Annotated in this window: 18 protein-coding genes and 1 pseudogene; 16 read left to right on the plus strand and 3 right to left on the minus strand. The window is 35.4% G+C overall.

Annotated elements, in window-relative coordinates:
• Positions 1 to 30 precede the first annotated feature (30 nt).
• Positions 31 to 1,623, plus strand: coding sequence for an MFS transporter (locus J3D55_RS09740; RefSeq protein ID WP_259130677.1), 1,593 nt, complete (start codon positions 31 to 33; stop codon positions 1,621 to 1,623).
• 534 nt (positions 1,624 to 2,157) lie between these two features.
• Positions 2,158 to 2,862 carry a class I SAM-dependent methyltransferase gene (locus J3D55_RS09745; RefSeq protein WP_259130678.1) on the plus strand — a complete coding sequence of 235 codons (705 nt, stop codon included), beginning with the start codon at positions 2,158 to 2,160 and terminating at the stop codon, positions 2,860 to 2,862.
• A gap of 287 nt (positions 2,863 to 3,149) precedes the next feature.
• Here the strand turns inward: J3D55_RS09745 and metG are convergent, their stop codons facing one another.
• Positions 3,150 to 4,679: a methionine--tRNA ligase gene (gene metG / locus J3D55_RS09750; protein WP_259130679.1), complete on the minus strand. Its 1,530-nt coding sequence runs from the start codon at positions 4,677 to 4,679 to the stop codon at positions 3,150 to 3,152.
• Positions 4,600 to 5,184 carry a class I tRNA ligase family protein gene (locus J3D55_RS09755; protein WP_259130680.1) on the minus strand — a complete coding sequence of 195 codons (585 nt, stop codon included), beginning with the start codon at positions 5,182 to 5,184 and terminating at the stop codon, positions 4,600 to 4,602. The genes metG and J3D55_RS09755 overlap by 80 nt, the downstream gene beginning before the upstream one ends.
• 333 nt (positions 5,185 to 5,517) lie before the next feature.
• Here J3D55_RS09755 and J3D55_RS09760 point away from each other — a divergent pair, with 333 nt between their 5' ends.
• The 10 genes and pseudogenes from J3D55_RS09760 (at position 5,518) to J3D55_RS09805 (ending at position 20,388) form a co-directional block, all read left to right on the plus strand.
• Positions 5,518 to 8,262 (plus strand): SusC/RagA family TonB-linked outer membrane protein, encoded by a 2,745-nt coding sequence (locus tag J3D55_RS09760; RefSeq protein ID WP_259130681.1) that lies wholly within the window; start codon positions 5,518 to 5,520, stop codon positions 8,260 to 8,262.
• Positions 8,263 to 8,273: 11 nt separating this feature from the next.
• Complete coding sequence (locus tag J3D55_RS09765) at positions 8,274 to 9,872, plus strand: RagB/SusD family nutrient uptake outer membrane protein (protein WP_259130682.1); 1,599 nt, start codon at positions 8,274 to 8,276, stop codon at positions 9,870 to 9,872.
• A 20-nt stretch (positions 9,873 to 9,892) separates the two neighbouring features.
• Positions 9,893 to 10,999 (plus strand): SusE domain-containing protein, encoded by a 1,107-nt coding sequence (locus J3D55_RS09770; RefSeq protein ID WP_259130683.1) that lies wholly within the window; start codon positions 9,893 to 9,895, stop codon positions 10,997 to 10,999.
• Positions 11,000 to 11,079: 80 nt separating this feature from the next.
• Positions 11,080 to 13,240 (plus strand): annotated as a pseudogene (locus tag J3D55_RS09775) (glycoside hydrolase family 97 protein).
• A gap of 152 nt (positions 13,241 to 13,392) precedes the next feature.
• Positions 13,393 to 15,243 carry a glycoside hydrolase family 13 protein gene (locus tag J3D55_RS09780; protein WP_259130685.1) on the plus strand — a complete coding sequence of 617 codons (1,851 nt, stop codon included), beginning with the start codon at positions 13,393 to 13,395 and terminating at the stop codon, positions 15,241 to 15,243.
• A 149-nt stretch (positions 15,244 to 15,392) separates the two neighbouring features.
• Positions 15,393 to 15,908, plus strand: a complete 516-nt coding sequence (locus J3D55_RS09785; protein ID WP_259130687.1) for a nuclear transport factor 2 family protein — start codon at positions 15,393 to 15,395, stop codon at positions 15,906 to 15,908.
• Complete coding sequence (locus tag J3D55_RS09790; protein ID WP_259130688.1) at positions 15,908 to 17,314, plus strand: MFS transporter; 1,407 nt, start codon at positions 15,908 to 15,910, stop codon at positions 17,312 to 17,314. The genes J3D55_RS09785 and J3D55_RS09790 overlap by 1 nt, the downstream gene beginning before the upstream one ends.
• A 377-nt stretch (positions 17,315 to 17,691) precedes the next feature.
• Positions 17,692 to 18,660 carry an FAD-binding protein gene (locus tag J3D55_RS09795; protein WP_259130689.1) on the plus strand — a complete coding sequence of 323 codons (969 nt, stop codon included), beginning with the start codon at positions 17,692 to 17,694 and terminating at the stop codon, positions 18,658 to 18,660.
• A 52-nt stretch (positions 18,661 to 18,712) separates the two neighbouring features.
• Positions 18,713 to 19,225, plus strand: a complete 513-nt coding sequence (locus J3D55_RS09800; protein ID WP_259130690.1) for a GMC family oxidoreductase — start codon at positions 18,713 to 18,715, stop codon at positions 19,223 to 19,225.
• On the plus strand, positions 19,222 to 20,388 hold the full coding sequence (locus J3D55_RS09805; protein ID WP_259130693.1) for an MFS transporter: 1,167 nt from the start codon (positions 19,222 to 19,224) through the stop codon (positions 20,386 to 20,388). The genes J3D55_RS09800 and J3D55_RS09805 overlap by 4 nt, the downstream gene beginning before the upstream one ends.
• Before the next feature lie 128 nt (positions 20,389 to 20,516).
• Here the strand turns inward: J3D55_RS09805 and J3D55_RS09810 are convergent, their stop codons facing one another.
• Positions 20,517 to 21,113, minus strand: a complete 597-nt coding sequence (locus J3D55_RS09810) for an FMN-dependent NADH-azoreductase (protein ID WP_259130694.1) — start codon at positions 21,111 to 21,113, stop codon at positions 20,517 to 20,519.
• 90 nt (positions 21,114 to 21,203) lie between these two features.
• Between J3D55_RS09810 and J3D55_RS09815 the strand changes: the two genes are divergently transcribed.
• The 4 genes from J3D55_RS09815 to purM all read left to right on the plus strand — a co-directional run bounded on the left by J3D55_RS09815 (position 21,204) and on the right by purM (position 24,861).
• Positions 21,204 to 21,584 (plus strand): winged helix-turn-helix transcriptional regulator, encoded by a 381-nt coding sequence (locus J3D55_RS09815; RefSeq protein WP_259130697.1) that lies wholly within the window; start codon positions 21,204 to 21,206, stop codon positions 21,582 to 21,584.
• A 598-nt stretch (positions 21,585 to 22,182) separates the two neighbouring features.
• Positions 22,183 to 22,911, plus strand: coding sequence for a pirin family protein (locus tag J3D55_RS09820; protein ID WP_259130699.1), 729 nt, complete (start codon positions 22,183 to 22,185; stop codon positions 22,909 to 22,911).
• A gap of 130 nt (positions 22,912 to 23,041) precedes the next feature.
• Positions 23,042 to 23,593, plus strand: a complete 552-nt coding sequence (locus J3D55_RS09825; RefSeq protein ID WP_259130700.1) for an NADPH-dependent FMN reductase — start codon at positions 23,042 to 23,044, stop codon at positions 23,591 to 23,593.
• 275 nt (positions 23,594 to 23,868) lie between these two features.
• Entirely contained in the window at positions 23,869 to 24,861 is a 993-nt protein-coding gene (gene purM, locus J3D55_RS09830; protein WP_259130702.1) for a phosphoribosylformylglycinamidine cyclo-ligase, read from the plus strand.
• Positions 24,862 to 24,865 lie beyond the last annotated feature (4 nt).

Genomic DNA, 24,865 nt, shown 5'->3' on the forward strand with positions numbered 1-24,865 from the left:
TTCCAACCCTCAACATCTAAATTCTAAATCATGTACAACAAAGGATTATTTCACGATTGGGTACCAAAACCTATACAACTTTTATTAATTACTTTATTAATGGCTGTTGTGATGCCTCTTGGCGGGGTTTATACAGGAAACATCAGTTATATGGTTGGTGGAACGGGCGCACTTTCGGAATACTATGTTTTTGCAAATTATGCGACTACGATTGGGATGGGAGCATGTATGCCGATTGTTCTCAGACTGAAAATGAGATTCAAAATACGAAATAAAATTACCACGGTATTAGTTCTTTTAGGAATCTTAAATTACATAAGCGCAACAACGTTGGAACCGACCGTAATCATTGCATCAGCTTTGTTAATGGGGTTTTTAAAGATGATGGTCGCGATAGAATTATTTTTACCGGTGATGGCAATGATCGGAAACCGAGGAATGTTTTATGGCATTTTTTATACCTTTATCTTAATGATGAATCAGATTGCGGGATATTATGCGGTGGAAGTTTCAATTCTGTATAATTGGCAACAATTTTTTATTATCATTTCTATTTTGTGCTTTATTTTAGCCTTAATTCAATGGATTTTTATGCATAATAAATACTTTGCGCTGAAAGTTCCATTGTATTATATCGATTGGTTAAGTATTATATTTTTCGTTTCGACTTTTATGTTTTCGGCGTATATTTTTTCTTTCGGAAAACAACAGGATTGGTTGAATTCAAGCAAAATTATCAATGCAAGTATTGCGGCTTTTGTGAGTTTTGCATTGTTGGTTGTTCGTCAGATTCATTTGAAAAGACCCTATTTATCCTTTAAAATACTTTCAAAAAGCAATGTTTTAAACGGTGTGTTTATGCTGCTTTGTCTGGGAATGTTTGTGGGAACGATTTCGATTCAGAATATTTATGCAGTCGGAGTGTTGGGATACGATCAGTTGACAAATGCGAAATTAAGTGTACTCATGATTCCCGGAATTATTTTGGCGGGTTTCGTCGCTGTCATTTGGTTTAAAAAAGATATTCCGTTAAAAATTTACATCTTCTTGGGATTTTCCGCGATGTTGGGATATTCAATCATCATGTATTTTTCGATGGTGCTGGAATTCAATTATGAAAACTGGTATTTACCCCTATTTTTAAAAGGTTACGGAATGGCTGCTTTATTCATCGGAGTTTGGTATTACACCTTAGACAAGCTTGAATTAAATGATATGTTGGCTGCAATCGGATTGTTTTTGGTATGGCGAACTTTCTGGACCGTCGGTTTCTTTTCAGCCCTGTTTTCATGGTTTCAATACCAGTTTCAGATCGAAAGTTTAGGAGATTTGGCGGTTTATATGGATGGTTTGACGGTGAGTCCGCAAAATGTAGCTTCCAATCTGAAAACCATTCAGCTTAATGCCATTATCGCTTCCAATAAAAAGATTTTCGGATATATTATTTGGGCAGGTTTTGCGATTTTGGTATATGTTATGACGCATCATTTTGGAGCAGAACGTTTCAAATATGGCAGATTTATAAGAGTTTTGCGCGGAAAATCAGCCATTGCAAAAAGAAGAGTAAAAGAAAACAAACAGTTCGCAGAAGAACTAAAGGATGCTGCAGGTTCTGTGATGTAAAGATACCTTGTTTTTCATGATGAAGCCCTGTTCTTTTCGGCTGAGACAGGGCTTTGTCTTTTTAGAATTTTATTCAAATTGTAGTTTTTTAAGAGCTATTTGATTGCATCGAAAAGGTATTTATTTTTTTTATTTGAAGCTTTTTCCCGCTCTCCGCACTCGCTATTTTTTGTAAGTTTCGGCGGCGCGGCAAAGCCGCGCCGCCGAAACTTACAAAAAATGAGCTCAAACAAATGCTGCGATCGGGGCTAGAATATTTGGTATTTTATCAAACGATCACAATCATCACAGTATTTGTCATTGCGAGGAACGAAGCAATCTCATCAAAATTACACGCACTTTGCCCTTCCTCAGGAATCTCAACGATGTCATTTAAACTTAGTTTGGATAACTGAATGAATATTTTCTAAGCTTTTTAACTTAAGATTAAATAACTACAAACATTTCATAGTGCTATTCGTGAAAAAATTTGTGTCATTTGTGTTTTAAAAAACAATCCAAAAACCTTTATCTTTACAGTTCTTAAAAACGACTATGAAAGATTTAATGGGTAAGGCGATCTGGGATTATTTTCAAAACGAAAATCCTGAAGATTTGCAGACTGAAACTTCAATTTCCGAATTGGATGAGCTTCCTGTAGAATACCTTTTCCGAGATTTCGAAGAAATGAATGAGATCGAACAAAAAGCCCTAGAATTATCTCAAGGAAAAGTTTTGGACATTGGATCCGGAGCGGGTTCGCATTCTTTGTATCTTCAAAATGACATGAATTTGGATGTTTTAGCGTTGGATATTTCACCAAAATCTGTTGAAGTTGCGAAATTAAGAGGCGTTCAAAAAACAATCTGCAAAAATATCCTTGATTTTTCAGGAGATACTTTTGACACGATCTTACTTTTAATGAACGGAACAGGAATTTTCGAAAGCCTTACAAAAATTGATATTTACCTTAAAAAATTACATTCATTACTACACGAAAACGGACAGGTTTTAATTGATAGTACCGATATTTTATATATGTTCGATCGTGATGAAGACGGTGGAGTTTATATTCCTGCAAACGGATATTACGGTGAACTGGATTATACCGTTCATTATAAAGGCGAGTCGGAAGATCCGATAAAATGGCTCTATCTTGATTTTGATACGTTAAAAAATGCTGCTGAAAATAACGGTTTTGGGATCGAAAAAATAATGCAAGATGAAGATTGTTATTTAGCAAAACTGACTAAAAAATAAATGGATTTTGTCATTGCGAGGAGCGAAGCCATTTTGTTAAAATATTAAAACATGAAGTCAACCACAAAGTTTGTCATTCCGCAGGAATCTAAGCAAATTTATTAGAATTGAGTTTGGAAGATTCGTGCTTAGATCCCTCCGGGATGACAAACTAAATGAATAATAGTAATTCAGGAAAAATAGAAGTAAGCAAACGAGGTTGCTTCGTCCCTTTGCTCCTCGTAATGACAAGAAAACAAAAAAGACGTACCATTTGTACGTCTTTTCTTTATCTAAAATATTGAAAATTATCCAATCTCAATACCGTTTTCTACCGTTTCATCAGGAGTTACAAAACATAACTTTCCATCTGCTTTTGTAGTTAATAGCAACATTCCCTGAGATTCAATTCCTCTGATTTTTCTTGGAGCAAGATTTAATAAAATCATCACTTGTTTTCCGATAACTTCTTCCGGAGTGAAACTTTCTGCGATTCCTGAAACGACAGTTCTTATGTCTACACCTGTGTCAACTTTAAGTTTCAACAGTTTATCAGCTTTTTCTACTTTTTCAGCTTCTAAAATGGTAGCCGTTCTAAGATCGATTTTCGTAAAATCATCAAAAGAGATTTCGTCCTTCATAGGATTTGCGTTAGGATTTGTCTTTTTATTGTTTTGTTTTGTATTTTCTAATTTTTGAATTTGAGCTTCTATTACGCTATCCTCAATTTTATTGAATAATAAAGGTGCGTTTTCAATTTCGTGTCCAGCTTCAATTTGGATTTTGGAATTTTGGATGTCACTCCAATTCTTTTTCTCAATATTAAAATAACCAAATAATTTTTCAGCAGTAAATGGCATAAATGGTTCACATAATTGAGCGACAACTGCTGCAATTTGTGCTCCAACAAACATTGTTTGACCTGCTGTATCGCGGTTTTCACTTATTGTTTTCCAAGGAGCTGCATTTTGAAGATATAAGTTACCATAATCTACTAAAGCCATAAATGCATTTAAAGCATTTCTAAACTCATATTTCTCTAAATAATTTTGAACATCATTTAAAGCTGTATTTATCGCATTTTTACTTTCTTCATCCAAAATCCCATTTGGTACTTTTCCTTCAAAGTTTTTATTAGTGAAAGAAATTACTCTATTAATAAAGTTTCCAAATTTATTTACTAACTCGGAATTGTTTTTCGTCTGAAAATCCTTCCAAGTAAAATTATTATCTTTTGTTTCCGGAGCAGAAGACAATAAAGAATATCTCAAGACATCTTGCTGTCCTGGGAAATCTTCAACATATTCATGTGCCCAAACCGCCCAGTTTCTTGAGGTAGAAATTTTATCGTTTTCAAGATTCAGGAATTCGAAAGCAGGAACGTTTGTAGGCATAATGTAATCTCCGTGAGCCTTCATCATTGCAGGGAAAATGATACAGTGGAAGACAATATTATCTTTTCCTATAAAATGAACTAAGTCACTTTCTTCGCTTTGCCAGTAATCTTTCCAGTCTTTTCCGTTTTTCTCAGCCCATTCTTTGGTGAAAGAAATATATCCGATCGGTGCATCAAACCATACGTAAAGCACTTTCCCTTCTGCATTCGGAAGCGGAACAGGAACTCCCCAGTTCAGATCTCTGGTCATTGCACGAGGTTTTAAACCATCATTCAACCAAGATTTAACCTGTCCGTAAACGTTCGGTTTCCAGTCGTCTTTATGACCTTCAATGATCCATTCGTTAAGGAAATCTTCGTATTCATTTAATGGTAAATACCAGTTTTTTGTTTCTTTTAAAATAGGAACATTTCCGCTCAACATCGATTTCGGATTGATCAATTCTGACGGAGAAAGGGTAGAAACCGCATCTTTCGCACTGATCTCCGTAAGCGTTTTCGTTACCGCAATTCGGGCAAGTTCCTACGATGTATCTGTCGGCTAAAAATTCATTAGCCTGCTCATCAAAATACTGCTCAGAAACCTCTTCCGTGAATTTTCCTTTATCATGAAGGGTTCTGAAGAAATCCTGACTCGTTTGATAATGTTTTTTAGAAGTAGTTCTTGAATATTCATCAAAAGAAATTCCCAAATCTGAAAAAGACTTTTTGATAACCTCATGATATTGATCTACAATATGTTGTGGAGTAACTCCTTCTTTTTTGGCTCTTATGGTAATAGGAATTCCGTGCTCATCCGAACCACAGATAAAAGCTACCTCTTTTCCTGATCTTCTCTGAAATCTTGCGTAAACATCCGCAGGAATATAGACACCCGCCAAATGCCCTATATGAACCGGTCCGTTTGCATAAGGCAAAGCTGCCGTAATCATCTTTCTGTTTGACATTTATAGTAAAGTTTTAACTGCAAAGATAAGGAATATCTCTCGAAAACCTGTATTTCTCCTGTTTTTAAAAATCCTTAAATGTTAATGAAGTTAATGGAATGTTACATTTAGTTAAACTAATGTTTAACTTTTTGTTAATTGTAGTAGGTTGTTATGTTTCGCATAATTTAACATAAATTATTGATAAACAATTTATTAGTTTAAAATACTCGTTTAATGTACATAAATTTATCCGAATTTATAATAATATTATGATAATTATAATTTTTTTATAAATTGCAAAGCTGGCTTATTGCTAAATTCTTTATTAAAAAACTATAAAAAGACGATATTTTGAAAAATTTTACAACGGTACTAAAAATTGCACCCGCATTTTTATTGGCTGGTACAATGATACACGCGCAAACGAAAGACTCTGCAACAAAGGAGAAAAAGATAGAAGAAGTTGTGCTGATTGGGTATGGGAAGCAGAAGAAATCGGATGTGACAGGATCGATAACTTCGGTAAGTGCAAAAGATTTCAATGGTGGTGCAACTTCTGCAGGACAATTAATTCAGGGAAAAACTCCGGGTGTACAGATTACTAATAATAGCGGTGCTCCAGGATCGGGAACTGCCATAAGAATCAGGGGTACAGCATCTTTGAATGGTAATAACTCACCATTGATCGTAATTGACGGGGTGCCACAAGATTTTGTGGGGGTAAACGGAGCTTCGGATCCCTTATCATTAATTAATCCAAACGATATTGAGACATTTGATATCTTAAAGGATGCTTCTGCCACAGCGATCTATGGTAACCGTGCTACAAACGGGGTTATTTTGATTACAACAAAAAAAGGGAGCTCAGGTAGGTTCAGAGTGAATTTTTCAAGTGTGGCTTCTGTTTCCAGTAAAATGGGGAATGTAGATGTTCTTAGTGCCGATGAATTCAGGGATTTTGTTAATACGTATGCTTCTGCTGCTTACAAAGCAAAATTAGGAACAGCAAATACCAATTGGCAAGATCTAATTTATCAGGATGCTTGGGGAACAGATAATAATGTTGCTTTTTCCGGAGGAATTAAAGGTTTACCTTACAGATTATCAGTTGGATATAATGAGCAGAATGGTATTGTAAGAACAAACTCTTTTAAAAGAACTTCTGTTGGTTTAAATCTAAATCCCAAGTTTTTTGATAATCATTTATCTGTGAATGTAAGTGCAAAAGGAACGTTTACAGATAATAGATTTGCAGATGCGGGAGTTATTAAATCTGCCACTTATTTTGACCCGACTCAATCGGTATATTCTGGCAATTCAAATTACGGAGGATATTATGAATGGTTACTAAATGGAGGATTAAATGTAAATTCTAATGCCAATCCGTTAGCTTCTTTAATGGCTATTCATGATGTATCATCGGTAACAAGAGGTTTGGGTAATGTGCAATTAGATTATAAATTTCATTTTCTTCCCGATTTGCATTTTAACGTAAATGCGGGATATGATTATACGAAAAGTGATGGACTCAAGACAATTGATGCAAGATATAAAGCCGGATTTAATGATCAAGGGAGTGCTAACAGTTATAGTATGGAGAAGAAAAATAAATTGTTAGAGACTTATTTTAATTATGTTAAAAATATTTCTGCAATTAATACAGGAGTAGATATTACTGCGGGTTATTCTTATCAGGATTTTAAAACTGTTATTCCTGGTTCTGTTAGTTACAAAGGAAATGCTCCGACACAAGTAGGAAATGATTTTGAATCTCAAAATACATTAATATCATTCTATGGAAGAGCAATTTTTACAATTGCTGATAAATATATCATTTCTGGATCGTTAAGAAGAGACGGTTCTTCAAGATTTTTCAACGGAACAAAGGATAACGTATGGGGTAATTTCCCGGGAGTGTCAGTTGCATGGAAACTAAGTGAAGAAAGCTTTATTAAAAGTATTTCTTCGATAAGTACATTGAAACTAAGGGCAGGTTGGGGTAGAACTGGTCAACAGGAACTTCCGGGCTTAGACGGAAACAGACCGAATAATTATCCTGCATATGCCGCTTACAACCCAAGTGGTCCGGGAGCAGGTTATCAGTTTGGTAATGCGTATTATTTCATGTACCGTCCTAATATTTATAATCCTTATCTTACTTGGGAAACTACGACAACGAAAAATATTGGGCTAGATTATGGATTTATGAAAAACAGAATATTAGGCTCTATTGATGTATTTCAAAAAGATACTAAAAACCTGTTAGTCGTTGCTCCTATTGCAGCAGGAGATTTGAGTAATCAAAATCTCTTGAATGTAGGAAACATGAAAAACAAAGGAATTGAAGGCAGTATCACTGTAATCCCTGTAAAAAATGACAAAACAACTTGGGAGCTGAATTTTAATGCAACACACTACAAACCGGAAGTGACAAAACTTTTGGATAGAGCTGATGCAGCATTTAACATCCCTGTTGGAGGTATTGAAGGAGGTTCCGGAAACACGATTCAGGCTCATGCTGTAGGATATTCTCCTAATGCTTTTTGGGTGTATCAGCAAGTGTATGATACAAACGGAAAGCCTGTAGACGGAGTGTATGTCGACAGAAACGGAGACGGTAAAATAGATACTTCTGATAAATACTATTATAAATCTACAACACCGGATGCCATTTTAGGATTTTCTACAAAATTATCTGTGAAAGATTGGGATTTTGGATTAAGTGCAAGAGCAATTCTGGGTAATTATGTTTACAATAATGCTGCTGCTAATAGTTCATTACAATCTGCGTCTACCAACGAATATTTACAAAATGTTCACGCAACAGCACCTGTTTATCAGTTTCAGGTTCCGCAGTATTTTTCTGATTTATATGTTGAAAATGCATCTTTCCTGAGATTGGATAATGTAAATATAGGCTACAATTTTGGAGAAATTTTCACTAAAGGAAGTAACTTAAAAGTGTATGCAATGGCTCAGAATGTTTTTGTGATTACAAAATATTCAGGGATTGATCCTGAAGTTTTTGGAGGAATTGATAATGGATATTATCAAATGCCAAGAATTTATTCATTAGGTTTTAATTTTCAATTTTAATTAGTAGTAAGATGATATCAAATAAATTAACAAGAAATATAATTTTAACAGCCAGTATTGTAGGGTTGTTATCTGTGACATCGTGTATAAATGATCTTGAAAAAGAGCCTATTACAGATGTGACTTCTACAAGTATTTTTACAGATTTTAAAAACTATCCCAATGCTTTGGCAAAGCTCTATGGCGGTTTGGCAATGGGAGGTCAGGTAAGTGGTGACGGAGGAAATTATCCCGATAGTGATATTAACGGAATCAATGGTGGGTTTTCTCAATATACGAGACTAATGTACACCATGCAGGTAATTTCTACAGACGAAGCTGTTATCGGCTGGAACGACGGAAACCTGCATACAATCCACAAAATGACTTGGGATTCTTCCAACGAATTTATTGCAGCTTTATACTACAGAATTTACACAGAAATTGCTTTTTGTAATGAATTTCTTAGAAATGTAACCGATGAAAAACTAGCATCTAATGGTATTTCAGGAGATAATTTAACCGAAGCTAAATATATGCGTGCAGAAGCAAGATTTCTAAGGGCTCAATCTTATTCTCATGCTTTAGACCTTTTCGGAAATGTACCTTTTGTGGATGAAAATTATCTTCCGGGATCTGTGAATCCGCCTCAAAGAATTGAAAGAGCAGCGTTGTTCAACTATGTTGAGCAAGAACTTTTAGCTTGTTCAAATGATTTAAGAGATCCAAAAGCGAGCGCCTATGGTAGAGCAGATAAAGCGGCTGCATGGTCATTATTGGCAAGATTATATTTAAATGCAAGTGTATATTCAGGGACACAAAGAAATAATGACGTTATTACTTATTGTAATAAGATTATTGGTGCAGGATATTCATTAAAACCAACTTATGGCTCTTTATTCTTAGCAGATAATAACGTGAATAACCCTGAAGCGATTTTCACAATTAACTTTGATGGACTTAATACGCAGACAAACGGCGGAACAACCTATTTAGTCCATGCTTCAATTGGAGGAACGATGCCTGCTGCGGATTTCGGAGTTAATGGCGGATGGAGTGGTATTAGAACTACAAAAGCTTTTGTAAATAAATTTCCGACAACCGGAACGGATAAAAGAGGAAATTTCTATACAAGCGGACAAAATCTTGAGATCAATGATTTAGGTTCATTTAATGACGGATATGCTTTTATTAAATTTAAAAATGTTAAAAGTGATGGAACTCCCGGTTCAAACAATAACTGGGTAGAAGCAGATATTCCTTTATACCGTTTGGCAGATATTTATTTAATGTACGCAGAAGCAACTCTTAGAGGCGGAAACGGAAATCTGGCAACAGCCATTACCTATGTAAATAATTTAAGAGAAAGAGCTTACGGAAATACAAGCGGAAATGTGAGTACAATAAATTTAGATTTTATCTTAGACGAAAGGTCAAGAGAATTGTCTTGGGAAATGACGAGAAGAACAGATTTAATCAGATTTGGGAAATACACTACAGGAGACTATTTATGGCCTTGGAAAGGAAATGTAAAAGATGGTAAAGCGGTAGAAAGTTATAGAAATCTCTATCCGATTCCTGCAAAAGATATTGTGGCAAATTCTAATCTGGTACAAAATACCGGATATTAATATCTAAAAACACTATTATAATGAAACAATTATTTAAAATACTTACAATAGCGATTATTGCTTTTTTAGTAGTTTCTTGTGATAAAAACGAAGATTTGGCTATTTTAGGAGACGGTACAACTCCTACTTTAAAAACAGGTACAATATCGATTGTATTACTAAAAGATAATGCTGCCGCTGAAGCGATTATATTTGATTGGACGAATCCTCAATTTCAATCTCAGGTAGCCTTGAAAAACACACTTCAGTTTGCAAAAGCGGGAACAAATTTTCAGGGAGCAAGCGAATCAATTATTACGGCAAACGATCTTAAATCTACATATTTAGTTGCAGATTTTAATAAATTGATGATAGATGCAGGAATCATACCTGGAATCGCAACTGATATTGATATCAGAATGAAATCCGAAGTTGGGAATGTGGTATTGTATTCCAATACGATTAAGGTTACTGTTACTCCATATTTAACGGCGTTCCCGTCATTTTACATTGTTGGTGAAGCTTCAGCCGTAGGCTGGAATGCAGGTGTTGCACAAATGTTGTATAAAAAAGACAATCTTTCTACAATTTATACTTATTTGGAAAACGGAAAACCTTTCAGGTTTTTAGGTCAGCAAGATTGGGGACCTACTAATTACAGTTTGGATGCTACAGGAATGAACGCCGGAAACAAATATTTTAAAACGTGGTCTACCAATTTAGCAGCTGCAACTCCTGAAAATATTCAGTTTAATGGCACTTCAGGAATGTATAAAATAGTTATAGATGCAGATGCGACAATGAAGTCAATTACGGTTTCGGCTTCTCCCATCAATAACTGGAATCCTGCAAATTTGTACATCGTAGGAACGGTTAATGGATGGAATGTTGCAACGGCAATTCCGATGACTAATTTAGGAGGTGGGAAATTTGAATACACAACAGCTCTTCCCGCTGCTTCTGAATTTAAATTTTTAGGTCAGCAAAGTTGGGGAGATCTCGACTGGGGAAATATTACAGCTGACGGAAACACCGGATTTGTCGGACCGAAAGGAAGTAACGGAAATATAAAATTTGATGGAACTGGAGGAAGTTATAAAATTTCAATAGACCTTAAATTAGGAGTCTATAAAATTCAGCCATTATAATAAAATAAATTGAATTTACTTAGCAAAGTGTTGCTTTTCGGCAGCACTTTCTTTATTTTTAAAGTTTATAAATTGTCTATATGAAGAAAATTACAGTTGGAGCGCTTTTGTTCTCGATGATGTTTGTTGGTGTAAATGCGCAATCTTTAAAATCGCCGGACGGGAAGTTTGAAATGAACTTTCAGCTGAAGCAGGGAGTTCCTTATTATAATTTAAAATATAATGGAGGAACAGTGGTGGAAGATTCCAAATTAGGATTGAGATTATTCAAAGATACTTCTATAAAATTCGCTTCAGAAATTGCGAAACCTGAAGATGCAAAATTTGATCTTAACAACGGTTTTACAAAAACTGATGAAAAAAGAGATTCCAAAAACGAAACTTGGCAACCGGTTCTTGGTGAAAAGAAAAATTACATAAATAATTACAACGAATTGGCGGTTACGCTTAATCAGGCGTCGGCTGACAGAAGTATTGTCATAAAATTCAGATTGTTTAATGATGGATTGGGATTCAGATATGAATTTCCACAGCAGAAAAATCTGAACTATTTCACGATTCGTGAAGAGGATTCTGAAATCGATTTCCCGACAGATATGAAAGCTTGGTGGATGGTTGCAGATTACGATTCTCAGGAATACCAATATCAGGAAACAAAAATCTCTGAAATTCCTGCAAGATGGGATAAAGCTTTTGATGCAAATGCGTCTCAGTCTTTGGTTAAAAATGCGGTTCAATCTCCATTAATGCTGAAAAAAGAAGGAAAAGATCCTTTATATGTTAATGTTGCGGAAGCGGCGGTTTTAGATTATCCGGCTTCACATTTGGAAGTTGATGCTCAGAATTTTAAATTTAAAACTCACCTTACTGCCGACAGACAGGGTGCAAAAGGATATATTCAAACACCTTCTGTTACACCGTGGAGAACGATTATTGTTTCGCCAAAAGCGGAAGAAGTGATGGCTTCAAAAATGATTTTTAATCTTAATGAACCTACAAAATATACCGATACTTCTTACATTCACCCTACAAAATATATGGGAGTTTGGTGGGAAATGATTATTGGAAAATCTCAATGGGCATACGCGCAACCTGAATCAAATGTTCATATTGGAATAACAGATTTTTCAAAATTAACTCCCACAGGAAAGCACGCTGCAAACAATACGAAAGTTAAAGAATATATCGATTTCGCCGCAGAAAACGGCTTCAAAGGCTTATTAATTGAAGGCTGGAATATCGGTTGGGAAGACTGGTTCGGTCATTCAAAAGAATTTGTTTTCGATTTCATCACGCCTTATCCGGATTTTGATATTAAAATGTTGAATGAATATGCTCATTCTAAAGGAATTAAGTTAATCATGCACCACGAAACTTCCGGTTCTGCAACGAACTATGAAAGATGGGCAGATAAAGCATTCCAGTTGATGAATAAATACGGTTATGATGCGGTAAAAACAGGCTATGTTGGAGATATTATTCCAAGAGGAGAGCACCATTATTCTCAATGGACGATCAATCATTTCTACAGAATTGCAGAGAAAGCAAACGAGTACAAAATCATGGTCAATTCTCACGAATCGGTTCGTCCGACAGGAGAAAGTCGTACCTATCCAAACTACATTTCCGCAGAAGCAGCTCGTGGAACGGAATATGAAGCTTTCGGAGGAAATAATCCCGATCATCAGACAATTTTACCATTTACAAGATGGATGGGCGGTTCGATGGATTATACACCGGGAATTTTCCAGACAAAATTAGACTACTATTTCCCTGGAGATAAGCGTTTTGTGAAAACTACGTTGGTGAAACAATTGGCGTTGTATGTAACGATGTATATGCCTCTTCAAATGGCGGCAGATTTACCTGAAAATTACAAAAAACATATGGATGCTTTCCAGTTTATCAAAGATGTAGCGGCAGATTGGGATGATACGAAAATCTTATCGGCAGAAACCGGGAGATTATGTAGTCACAGCGAGAAAGGCAAAAGGTACAGAAAACTGGTTTGTTGGGGGAATTACAGATGAAAACAAACGCGATTATACGGTAGATTTTTCATTCTTAAACAAAGGTCAGAAATATGAAGCAACAATCTATGAAGACGGAAAAGATGCCGATTATATCAACAATCCTCAAAGCTATAACATCTACAAAAAACAGATTACAAGCAAATCAAAAATTGATTTTAAAATGGTAAGAAGTGGCGGATTTGCCGTTTCAATTAAACCGATAAATTAATTTTGCATTATCAATACGAGTGGGCATGTCATCCTGAGCTGGTTGAAGGAAGCCCACTTTTATGATAAAAATAAAATACGGCTCTAGCCAAAACCTATAAACCTTACAGATAAATACCTCTGTAAGGTTTTTAAATCACAAAAAAATTACAAATGAAAAAAATATACACCATTATTGCCCTTTCAACGGCAGTGATCGCTTTTTCACAGATTCAAAAAGTAGAGCCTGCTTTTTGGTGGAAAGGAATGAAAAATCCCGAGCTTCAGATTTTAGTGTATGGAAAAGATATTGCTAAAAATGAAATCGAACTTTCAGACGGAATCAAGGTAAAAGACATTCAGAAAGTTGAAAACCCGAACTACGTTTTTCTTACGGTAAACACAAACGAAATCAACGTTCCGAAGTTTAAAATTACTATTAAAAACGGCAAAAAAAATATTGATTCTTATACCTATGAATTAAAACAAAGAAATCCAAATTCTGCAAACAGAGAATCTTTTACTTCAAAAGATGTGATGTATTTAATCATGCCGGATCGTTTTGCCAACGGTGATGAAAAGAACGATTCAATGCCGAATTTGACTGAAAAAGCAAACCGAAATTTACCAAACGGTCGTCACGGCGGAGATTTACGAGGAATCATTAATAATTTAGATTATATTCAAAATTTAGGAGCAACTTCAGTTTGGTTAACGCCCGTGAATGAAGACAACGAAAAAGTGTATTCTTATCACGGTTACGCGCAAACAGATTTATATAAAATCGACGGTCGCTACGGAACTAATGAAGAATACCGCGAGCTTTCACAAAAATTAAACAAAAGAAACATGAAACTGGTGATGGATTACGTCACCAATCACTGGGGAATTTCGCATTGGATGATCAAAGATTTGCCGACAAAAGACTGGATTCACTGGTTTAATGATGGTGAAAACGGTTTTAAACGTTCCAATTATAAAACGACAACTCAGTTCGATACCAACGCGTCCGAAATAGATAAGAAAGTAGCTTTAGATGGGTGGTTTGATACAACAATGCCCGATATTAATCAAAAAAATCCTTTGGTTTTAAAATATGTAACGCAAAATGCAATTTGGTGGATAGAATACGCCGAATTAGGCGGTTTTCGTGTAGATACGTATCCTTACAACGATAAAGAAGCGATGGCAAAATGGGCAAAAGCAATCACCGATGAGTATCCGAGATTCAATATTGTAGGAGAAACTTGGTTGAGTACTGCAGGACAAATTTCAGCTTGGCAAAAGGATTCAAAGACGGGTGAAGCTGCGAATTACAACTCGAATCTTCCTTCCGTAATGGATTTTATGCTGTACGGAGATTTGCCTAAAGCATTAAAAGAAAATGAAAGTTGGGACACCGGAATGAACAGAATTTACAACAGTTTCAGTAGTGATTTTCTTTATCCCGACATCAATAATATCTTGGTTTTCTTTGAAAATCACGACACAGAAAGATGGAACGAAATTTTTAATGATGATCCGAAAGCGTACAAATTAGGATTAACATTAATCTCAACCGTTCGTGGAATTCCACAAATTTATTACGGTTCAGAAGTCGGAATGAGAGGTGATAAAAATAAAGGCGGCGATGCAGATATTCGAAGAGATTTTCCGGGTGGCTGGAAATCGGATCAACAAAACGCTTTACATCCTTCAACTCAAACTCCTGAGCAAAAGGAATTTTATCAATTCACTCAAAAATTATTAAACTGGAGGAAAGGAAAAGAAGTCATTCACACCGGGAAAACTAAAAATTTCGTTCCTCAGAATAATGTTTTTGTGTATTTTAGATACAACGAAAAAGAAAGCGTGATGGTTGTTTTAAATAATAATGAAAAAGAGCAAACGGTAGATGTAAAACATTTTGCAGAATCTCTAAACGGATTTTCAAAAGGCAAAGAAATAATTTCAGGAAAAGAAATTTCTCTACAAAACAATTTTACAATACCTGCAAAAACCTCAATGATTATTGAATTAAAATAAACTTAAACATATCTCATATTCTCTTCTCTTTGAACTTTGCTGAGTGAAACGCCTTTGCGAACGAAAAATATTCAGTAAGAGTTTAAAAAAAACTTAGCGAACTTAGCGTTAAAATAGAATTGAAATTAAAAAACATTCAAAATTTAAACATGAAAAAAACAACAATATTCTTCACATTCATACTATGTTTCCTGAGTTTCACAACCATTTTATCTCAGTCAAAATTTGAAAAAGAAAAAATAGAAATTGGCAAAATGCTCGACGGTTTCAACATCGCTGCGGCAAAAGCTGATTTCAATGCCTATTTTAATTATTACGCTGACGAATCTACTTTTATCGGAACAGATGCTACTGAAGTTTGGGATAAAAAAGAGTTCATGATTTGGGGAAAACCTCACTTCGATAAAAAGAAAACATGGAATTTCACTTCATTAAAAAGAAATATCTATTTCAGCAAAGACGGGAAATTAGCTTGGTTCGACGAATTATTAGACACTCAAATGAAAATCTGCCGCGGTTCAGGAGTTGTTGAAAAAATCAACGGAGCTTGGAAAGTGAAGCAGTATGTTCTTTCAATGACAATTCCGAACGATGTGTCGGATAAAGTGGTGGCTGAAAAAACAACAATCGAAGATATTTTAATCGAAAAATTAAAAACCAAATAATGAAACCTAAGCACCACAGTTCACTTTCAATAAGAAAAAAGCCCAATCTTTCTATGGCTCAAATCATCAATATGAGCATGGGATTTTTGGGAATTCAGATGGCTTTTGGGTTGCAAAACGGAAATGCGAGCAGAATCTTGGCAAATTTCGGGGCAGATGTTCACGAATTGTCATGGTTTTGGTTGGTAGCGCCGATTACAGGGTTAATTGTTCAGCCGATTATCGGTCATATGGGCGACAATACTTGGAGTCCGCTTGGTCGAAGAAAACCTTACTTTTTAATTGGTGCGGTTTTATGTGCGATCGGTTTGGTTATGCTTCCGAATGCAGCTTCTGCAACGCAAATGATGGCGGCAAATGTTCTATTATTGGCGGTGATTTTCCTTGCCATGATGGACGCTTCAATTAATGTGGCGATGGAGCCTTTTCGTGCTTTGGTGGGAGATATGCTTCCAAAACATCAGGCAACGATAGGATTTTCTGTTCAGACTATTTTAATCGGAATTGGTGCAGTTATTGGTTCAGAATTACCGAATTGGCTGACAAAAATGGGGATTTCCAATGAAGCCCCCAATGGTTTTGTGGCAGATAATGTTATTTATGCTTTTTACATCGGTGCGGCAGTTTTAATTGTGTCGATTTTATATACAATTATTACAACTAAAGAATATTCACCGGAAGAATTTGCCTCATTTGAAGGCGGAAAACCAATCGTAGAAGAGGTATCGAAATTCTCAGATATTTTTAAAGATTTTAAAAATGCGCCTATTCAAATGAAAAAATTGGGAATCGTACAGTTTTTCTCTTGGTTTGCTTTGTTTACGATGTGGGTTTTTACGACGAGTGCTTTGGCGACTCACCATTTCGGACTTTCACCTGATGATACGCATTCTGCGGAGTTTAATAAAGCAGGCGATTTAACGGGACATTTATTTGGAAGATACAATTTATACGCCATTTTCTTTGCGTTTGCGCTGACTCCGATTGCGAAATTTATTGGTAAAAAACAAACTCATGCATTAGCTTTAACTTGTGGCGGATTGGGCTTAATTTCGATGTATTTTATTAAAGATACCGACAATCTCTGGATTTCCATGGTCGGATTAGGTTTTGCATGGGCAAGTATTTTGGCGATGCCTTATGCGATGTTAATTGACTCGATTCCGCAAAAGAAAATGGGAGTTTATATGGGGATTTTCAATTTTTTTATTGTAATTCCTCAAATCATTAACGGACTTTTCGGAGGTCCGATTGTAAGCAATGTTTTTGGAAATTATGCTATTGATTATGTCGTTGTAGGTGGTGTTTGTATGTTGTTGGGCGCCATTCTTACGATGATTTTCATTAAATCAGAAGACGAAACGCCCAAAGAGATTGAAGAAGAAATTCAACAGGTACATTTTTAGTTAATTATGAATTAAGAATTAAGAATTAAGAATTATGAATTATGAATTATGAATTATGAATTATGAATTATGAATTATGAATTATGAATTATGAATTATGAATTATGAATTATGAATTATGAATTATATTTTTGATAATCTCAAAATTCTACAATAATTATATCAAGAGGAGCGGGCTTTAGTCCGCTTTGTCATGTAATTCAAACAAAGGCTTTAGCCAAAATTTAAAATAATAATCTGAATTGTACATTCAGAAGATAAATCTAATTTCTAGCATCTAAAATCTAATATCTATTTATACAATCTATTGAAATTTAATTTTTTATTAAGCTCGTCGTAACTTTTAATCTCTAATTTAGATTGATTAAATTTTTAAAATGTACGACATCATCATTATAGGAAGCGGAGCAGGAGGTGCCACAATGGCTTATCGATTAGCAGATAGCGGGAAAAAAATTCTCATTGTGGAAAGAGGAGATTATGTTCCTGTAGAAAAAGAAAATTGGGATTCTGTGGAAGTTTTCGAGAAAAACAGATATACAACGACCGATTTGTGGCTTGACAAACATGATAAACCGTTTCGCCCCGGAATGCATTACAATGTCGGCGGGAACACCAAATTTTACGGTGCAGCTTTATTTCGTTTAAGAGAAGAAGATTTTAAGGAAATCAAGCATTATGGAGGAGTTTCTCCAGCTTGGCCCATCCAATATCAGGATTTAAAGGAGTATTATCTAGAAGCAGAAAAACTGTTTCATGTTCATGGTAAAAGAAGTTCAGATCCTACAGAACCTTTTGATTCCGAGCCTTATCCAAACCCGCCGTTGCCGCACGAAGCAAGAATTCAGGAAGTTGTGGATGAATTATTTAATTATGGATGGCATCCATTTAATTTACCGATTGGCGTTAATTTTAAACCTCACGAAACCGCAAATGCACCTTATACTTTAGATCGTTTCGATGGTTTTCCCGATGCCGCCGAAAGAAAAGGTGATGCGCATCTTTGTTCACTGACAAAAGCGTTGGAATATTCGAATGTTGAATTGATGGTCAATACAAAGGTATTAAGATTAAATACAAACGAAGACGGAAGTAAAATCACCGAAATTGTTGTCGAACAAAACGGAGAAACGAAAACATTAACTTCTGATTTAGTTATACTTTCTGCAGGAGCAATCAATTCTGCAGCTCTTCTTTTGGAAAGTAAAAGTGAAAAATTCCCCAACGGACTTGCCAATTCTTCAGATCAGGTCGGTCGAAATTATATGTTTCATCAAAATACCGCATTGGTCGCGCTATACACAGAAACCCAATCATACGAAATTTGGAAAAACATTCGGAATTAATGATTTTTACCACGCCAATAAAGGTTATGAATTTCCCTTGGGACACATTCAAATGCTGGGAAAATCAGATGAACATCAGATTAAAGCCGACAGTCCGATTCCTGCTCCCGGTTTTACGTTTGAATTAATGGCAAAACACGCCGTAGATTTTTGGCTGACTTCAGAAGATTTGCCCGATCCCGAAAATAGAGTGACTGTTGAAAACGGACAAATTAAAATCACTTACAGTTCAAACAATGAAAAAGGGCATGAATTGTTGAAAGCAGAATTAATCAAAGCCCTGAAAGCTTCCGGTAAGTTTGAAAGCTTTTTATTTAAAGGAATTTATTTCAGTAAAGGAATGGATATCGCTTCACCCGCTCATCAAAACGGAACGACAAAGATGGGATTGGATCCTGAAACTTCAGTTGTCGATACCAATTGCAAAGCTCATGATTTAGAAAACCTTTACATTGTTGATGGCGGATTTTTCGTGTCAAGTGGAGCTGTAAATCCAGCTTTGACAATCATTGCAATGGCGTTGAGAGTAGGAGATCATCTTAAAAATACTGTTCTGAAATCATGAATTCCAGAATAGTCCAGATCGTTATCATCTTTTTATTGGCTTTCTTTACGGGAGTTAATTTTGTCGTGTTTCCCGCTTTGGGAACGGCTTTTACGGATGCTTCACTTTTTGGACTTTCATCATCACAGTTTGGGAATTTATTCATTCCGCAGGTGATTTGTATTATCATTTCATGTTTGGGAGCGCCTTTTTTGGTGAATAAAGTAGGTCCGAAAATCGTTTTGATAAGCGGATTATTATTAATGATTACTTCAACAGGAATGTTGTGGATGCTTCAGTTTTTTATGAATGATACATCTTTACTTTTTCCGATATTAATGATTTTGGTCGCGTTCACAGGCTCAGGTTTTGGACTTTCCATTACCACTTTAAATCCTTTAGCAGCAAGTTTATTTGAAAATAATAAATCGTCCGCAATTTTAATATTACAATTTTTGGTGGGTTTGGGAACTTCAACTTCTCCAATGATGATGAACGTCATTGGAAATGTAAAAAACTGGATGTACGTTCCTGTAAGTATCTTTATTTTAGTTTCAATAATTTTTATCCTGTTTTTATTTTTAAAATTGGAGAAAGGAACATTTTTCAAACTTCCCAACCATTTTAAAATTCCTTCTAAATTATGGATTTTCTTTATCGCCATCGTGTTGTATGGCTTTATTGAAGGAACTTTCGGAAGTTTTGGAGCGATAATTCTCAAAAATCAAGGATTGGATAATAACAAAGCAAGTCTGGGATTATCATTATTCTGGGGCGGAATTGCTTTAAACCGTCTGCTTTTCGGGATTTTCTCAAAAAATAACGATCTCTCTTACCTATTTCTTTTCTCTCCTTTAATTGTGGCAGGATTACTTTTATCATTAATACTATTTCCAAACGTAAGTCTCATTGTATTAATGATGTTCCTGATCGGATTTTTCATGGGAAGCATATTTCCGGGATCTATCGGTTGGGGAACAGTAGAATTTCCCACATTATCTGTTTTGGTGTCCGGATTTTTAATGGCAGCCAACCAAATTGGGACAGGAATAATTACCAATGTTTTAGGGAATTTCTCCAATGAAACAACAATTATTTTTCAATTTTTAATCATTTGTATGATTCTCATTTGTGTTCTGCTTTTCTATTTAAAACGAAATTCTAAAATTAAAGAAGCCTTTTAAAATAACAAAAGCGGATCAATTCAAATCCGCTTTTTAATTTACTATAATCAGATTGGCATTAGCCAAAAACTTAATAATCTTAACAACTTAATGTAGTCTTAATGGTTAAATTTCATTATTAATTTCAATTAAACCAATTCTTCAATTTGCGCCACCGTTTTCGCTAAATTTTCGTCTTTCAATTGAGGAATCATCAATCCTTGAGCTTGGAAAACTTCCACATCAGTAATCCCGATGAAAGCGAATAACGTTTTTAGATAATGCTCCATATTTTCGATCAGTCCGTTTTCATAAACGCCACCTACTGCAAAATTTAAATATAATTTTTTGCCCTGTATAAGACCTTTTGGAGTTCCGTCAGCATAAGAAAATGTTTTTCCGCCAACGGCAATACTGTCGATCCAAGATTTTAATGTTGATGGAAAAGTGAAGTTGTAAAAAGGAACACCAATTACAATAATATCAGCTTCCTCAATCTGTTTCAATGATTCTTCCGAATATTTTCCAGCTTCTTTTTCTTGCTCATTTTTGTCTTTGTCCGGAACTCTTGAAGCACTGAAATGGTGAATTTCTAAATGCGGAATCGGGTTCGCTGCCAAATCACGGGTAACCACTTTGCTGTCAGGATTTTTTTCTAATAATTGATTGATAACGGCTTGAGACAGCTTGTTGCTCACAGAATTTTCTCCGCTGATACTGGTTTGAATATTTAAAATGTTTGCCATTTTGTTTTAAATTTTTTGTTTTTATTACTTACAAAATTATTGTAAATTTACTTTCCAAAGTATAGTAGTTACCTAAAGGAAAGTGAAAAAATGGAAAAACAACATAGTCATAAAGATTGTATGCAGGCTTTAAAACCTGTTCGTGATACCTTAGATGTCATCAATGGGAAATGGAAACTGCAGATTATCATCTCTTTAAATGCAGGAAATAAACGTTTTACAGAGATTGAGAGAAGCATCCCGAAATTGACTTCAAAGGTGCTCGCTAAAGAATTAAAAGAACTCGAGCAAAACAATCTGGTCGAAAGAGTAGTCAAAGATACCTATCCCGTTTCCATTGAATATTTACCGACGGAACACACAAAAACACTTTTCCCTGTTGTGGAATCCTTAAAAGATTGGGGTGAAAACCACCGCAAACATATTTTCGGAAATCCTGCAGAAATCGAAAAAATTAATGAAATTAAATAAATAAACGGTTTTAATTGATGTTAGTATTAGCGATGTCATCCTGAGCGCGAAGCAGTCGAAGGATCTAAGACATTAATAATTCATCATTAAAAATTTATAATTTTTTTCGGAGCTTTTCCCGCTTTCCGCTGTATCTTTTTTGTTACGGCTTCCGCTTCGCTCCAGCCGCAACAAAAAAGGATGTCGCTTCAATCAGGGCTAGGTTTTTGTCGTTATCATTACTATTTGTCATTACGAGAAACGAAACGATCTTAAAAAAATAACACATTCATTACCATCCACTTTGTCATCCCGTAGGGATCTCAACAAAATTTCTAGAGAATAGTATGGAAAGATTCGTGCCTAGATCCCTACGAGATAACAGACTGAATGTAAAAACTTATAAATATAGATTCTTCACTCCACTCTGAATGACAAACACATCGTCTTTTGCTGAGTGAAACGCCTTTGCGAACGAAAAATATTCTCAATATTAATAAAAAACATTTGCGCCCTTCGCGTTTAAAAAAAGCATCCAAAAAACTCCTTACGTTTCTTACCTTACATCAACATTTCCCCAACCTGCAAGCTGTACATTTGTACCATAAATAATCAGAATATGAAAACAGTATATCATAAAGCAGATACAAGAGGTCACGCCAATCACGGTTGGTTGAATTCTTACCATACATTCAGTTTTGCCAATTATCAAAATCAGGAAAGAACACATTTCGGAGTATTGAGAGTATTGAATGACGACACCGTTTCACAAGGAATGGGTTTCGGAACGCACCCTCACAAAAACATGGAGATCATTTCAATCCCATTAGAAGGTGATTTGGAACATAAAGATTCGATGGGAACGACTGCTGTTATCAAAAAAGGAGAAATTCAGGTGATGAGCGCTGGAACAGGCGTAATGCACAGCGAATACAACAAAAATAAAGATGAATCGGTAAAATTTTTACAAATCTGGGTTTTCCCAAAAGAAGAAAATGTAGAACCGAGATACGACCAGAAAAGTATTAAAGAAGGCGAAAAGATCAACGGATTCCAACAGATTTTATCTCCGAACAAAAACGATGATGGCGTTTGGATTCATCAGGATGCATGGTTTAATATCGCTAATTTCACTCAGGGAAACGGTAAAAATTACACGCTCAACAAAAAAGGAAACGGGGTTTACGCTTTTGTATTAAAAGGAAGCGCAAAAGTTGGCGACAGAGTTTTAAGCGACAGAGACGGATTAGGAATTTGGGATACTCAAAGCTTTAATATCGAAGCGGTTGAAGATACAGAAATCCTTTTAATGGAAGTCCCAATGGAATTACCATCCTATTTAAGATAAGCAATAAATATTTCGCTTAGTTATGTAAAACGCCTTTGAGAACTAAAAAAAGCGATTGTCAATAAAAAAATCTTTGCGATCTTTGCATCAAGAATTTAAAATAAAAATACTTTAAAACAGATAATATAAAATGAAAATTTTAGCAATAGCAGGAACAAATTCCGAAAACTCAATGAATAAGCATTTGGTAACTTATGCATCATCAATCTTCGAAAATGCAGAAGTAGAAGTAGTAGATTTAAATCCTTTCGAAATGCCGATTTATAAGCACGAAAGAGAAGTTACAGGCGGAATTCCTCAGGAAGCAAAAGATTTTGCTGCAAAAATAGACGGTGCCAATTTACTATTGGTTTCTTTACCGGAACACAACGGAACGTATTCAACGGCATTCAAAAATGTGTTCGATTGGGTATCAAGAATTAAAGACAGAGCAGTTTGGAACGAAGTTCCGATGTTGTTGATGGCTGCATCTCCCGGAGGTAGAGGTGGAGCAGGAGTTTTGGAAGCTGCAACGAAGCGTTTTCCTCTTCACGGTGGAAATATTGTAGAAACTTTTTCACTGCCTTTCTTTAATGATAATTTTGACAAAGCGGCTCAAAAGATCTCTAACGAAGAAAAAGACAGCGAGTTAAGAGAAAAAATTCAGAAGATTTCGGCTATTGAATCGATCCTTGAAAAATAGGTTTGAATATTAATATAAAATTAATATCTTTGCAAAAAGAAAAAAGATGAAAATTCAGACCACTTTTAAAGAATGTTTCTCAAAGAAAGGGAATATTGTGGACTCTGAAATTCTGAGATAAAATACTGGCCGATAATCTACCTAGATTGTCGGCTTTTTTGTTTTCTAAAATTGATATAAAAAGTATATAAATAAAAGACAAAAAGACATCGGACGTCAGATACCAGACTAATGGTCTGAAATCTGAAATCTAACATCTAATATCTAAATAAAACATGAGCAACACGTACAAATCAGCAGGAGTAGACAAAGAAGAAGGATACAAAACCGTTGACAAGATCAAGAAAGCGGTTGGGGAAACTCACAACTCCAATGTATTGAATCATTTGGGAAGTTTTGGAGCTTTCTATGAAATCGGAGGATACAAAAATCCTGTTTTGGTTTCAGGAACAGACGGAGTGGGAACGAAGCTGAAAGTAGCTTTAGACTCAAAAAAATACGACTCTATCGGAGTAGACTGTTTCGCAATGTGTGCCAATGATATCCTTTGTCACGGCGCAAAACCATTGTTCTTTTTAGATTATTTGGCTTGTGGAAAATTAGATTCTGAGATCGCTGCAGAAATCGTTTTAGGAATGGTGGAAGCTTGTAAAGACAACAACTGCGCATTAATCGGTGGTGAAACTGCTGAAATGCCGGGAATGTACAAGCCGGGAGATTATGATGTTGCAGGATTCTGTGTAGGAATTGTTGAAAAAGATCAGATTATCGACGGTTCCAAAATCAAGCCGGGTGATAAAATTATCGCGCTGCCAAGTTCAGGATTCCACTCAAACGGGTTCTCTTTGGTAAGAAAAGTATTCCCTGATTTCAACGAAGAGTTCGAAGGAAAACCTTTGTACGAGACACTTTTAGTTCCTACAAGATTATATTATAAAGATATTCACAGAGTAATCGAAGAAGTTCAGGTTGCCGGTATTGCTCACATTACAGGAGGCGGTCTTTACGAAAATATCCCAAGAATTATTGGTGACGGATTATGTGCTTTAATCGATGCTTCAAAAATCAAAATTCCAAGTATCATGTCGGAATTGGAAAAAAGAGGTGGGGTAGCTCATGAAGAAATGTTCGGAACATTCAATATGGGTGTCGGAATGATCGTTGTTGTAGATGCAGGACACGCAGAAAAAGTATTACACCTTCTTGATGATGCTTATGAGATCGGAGAAATCACGGAAGGAAGCGAAAAAATAGATTTAAAATTCTAAAAAG

The sequence above is a fragment of the Chryseobacterium ginsenosidimutans genome (assembly GCF_024807225.1).
In the GTDB taxonomy this organism is placed as follows: domain Bacteria; phylum Bacteroidota; class Bacteroidia; order Flavobacteriales; family Weeksellaceae; genus Chryseobacterium; species Chryseobacterium ginsenosidimutans.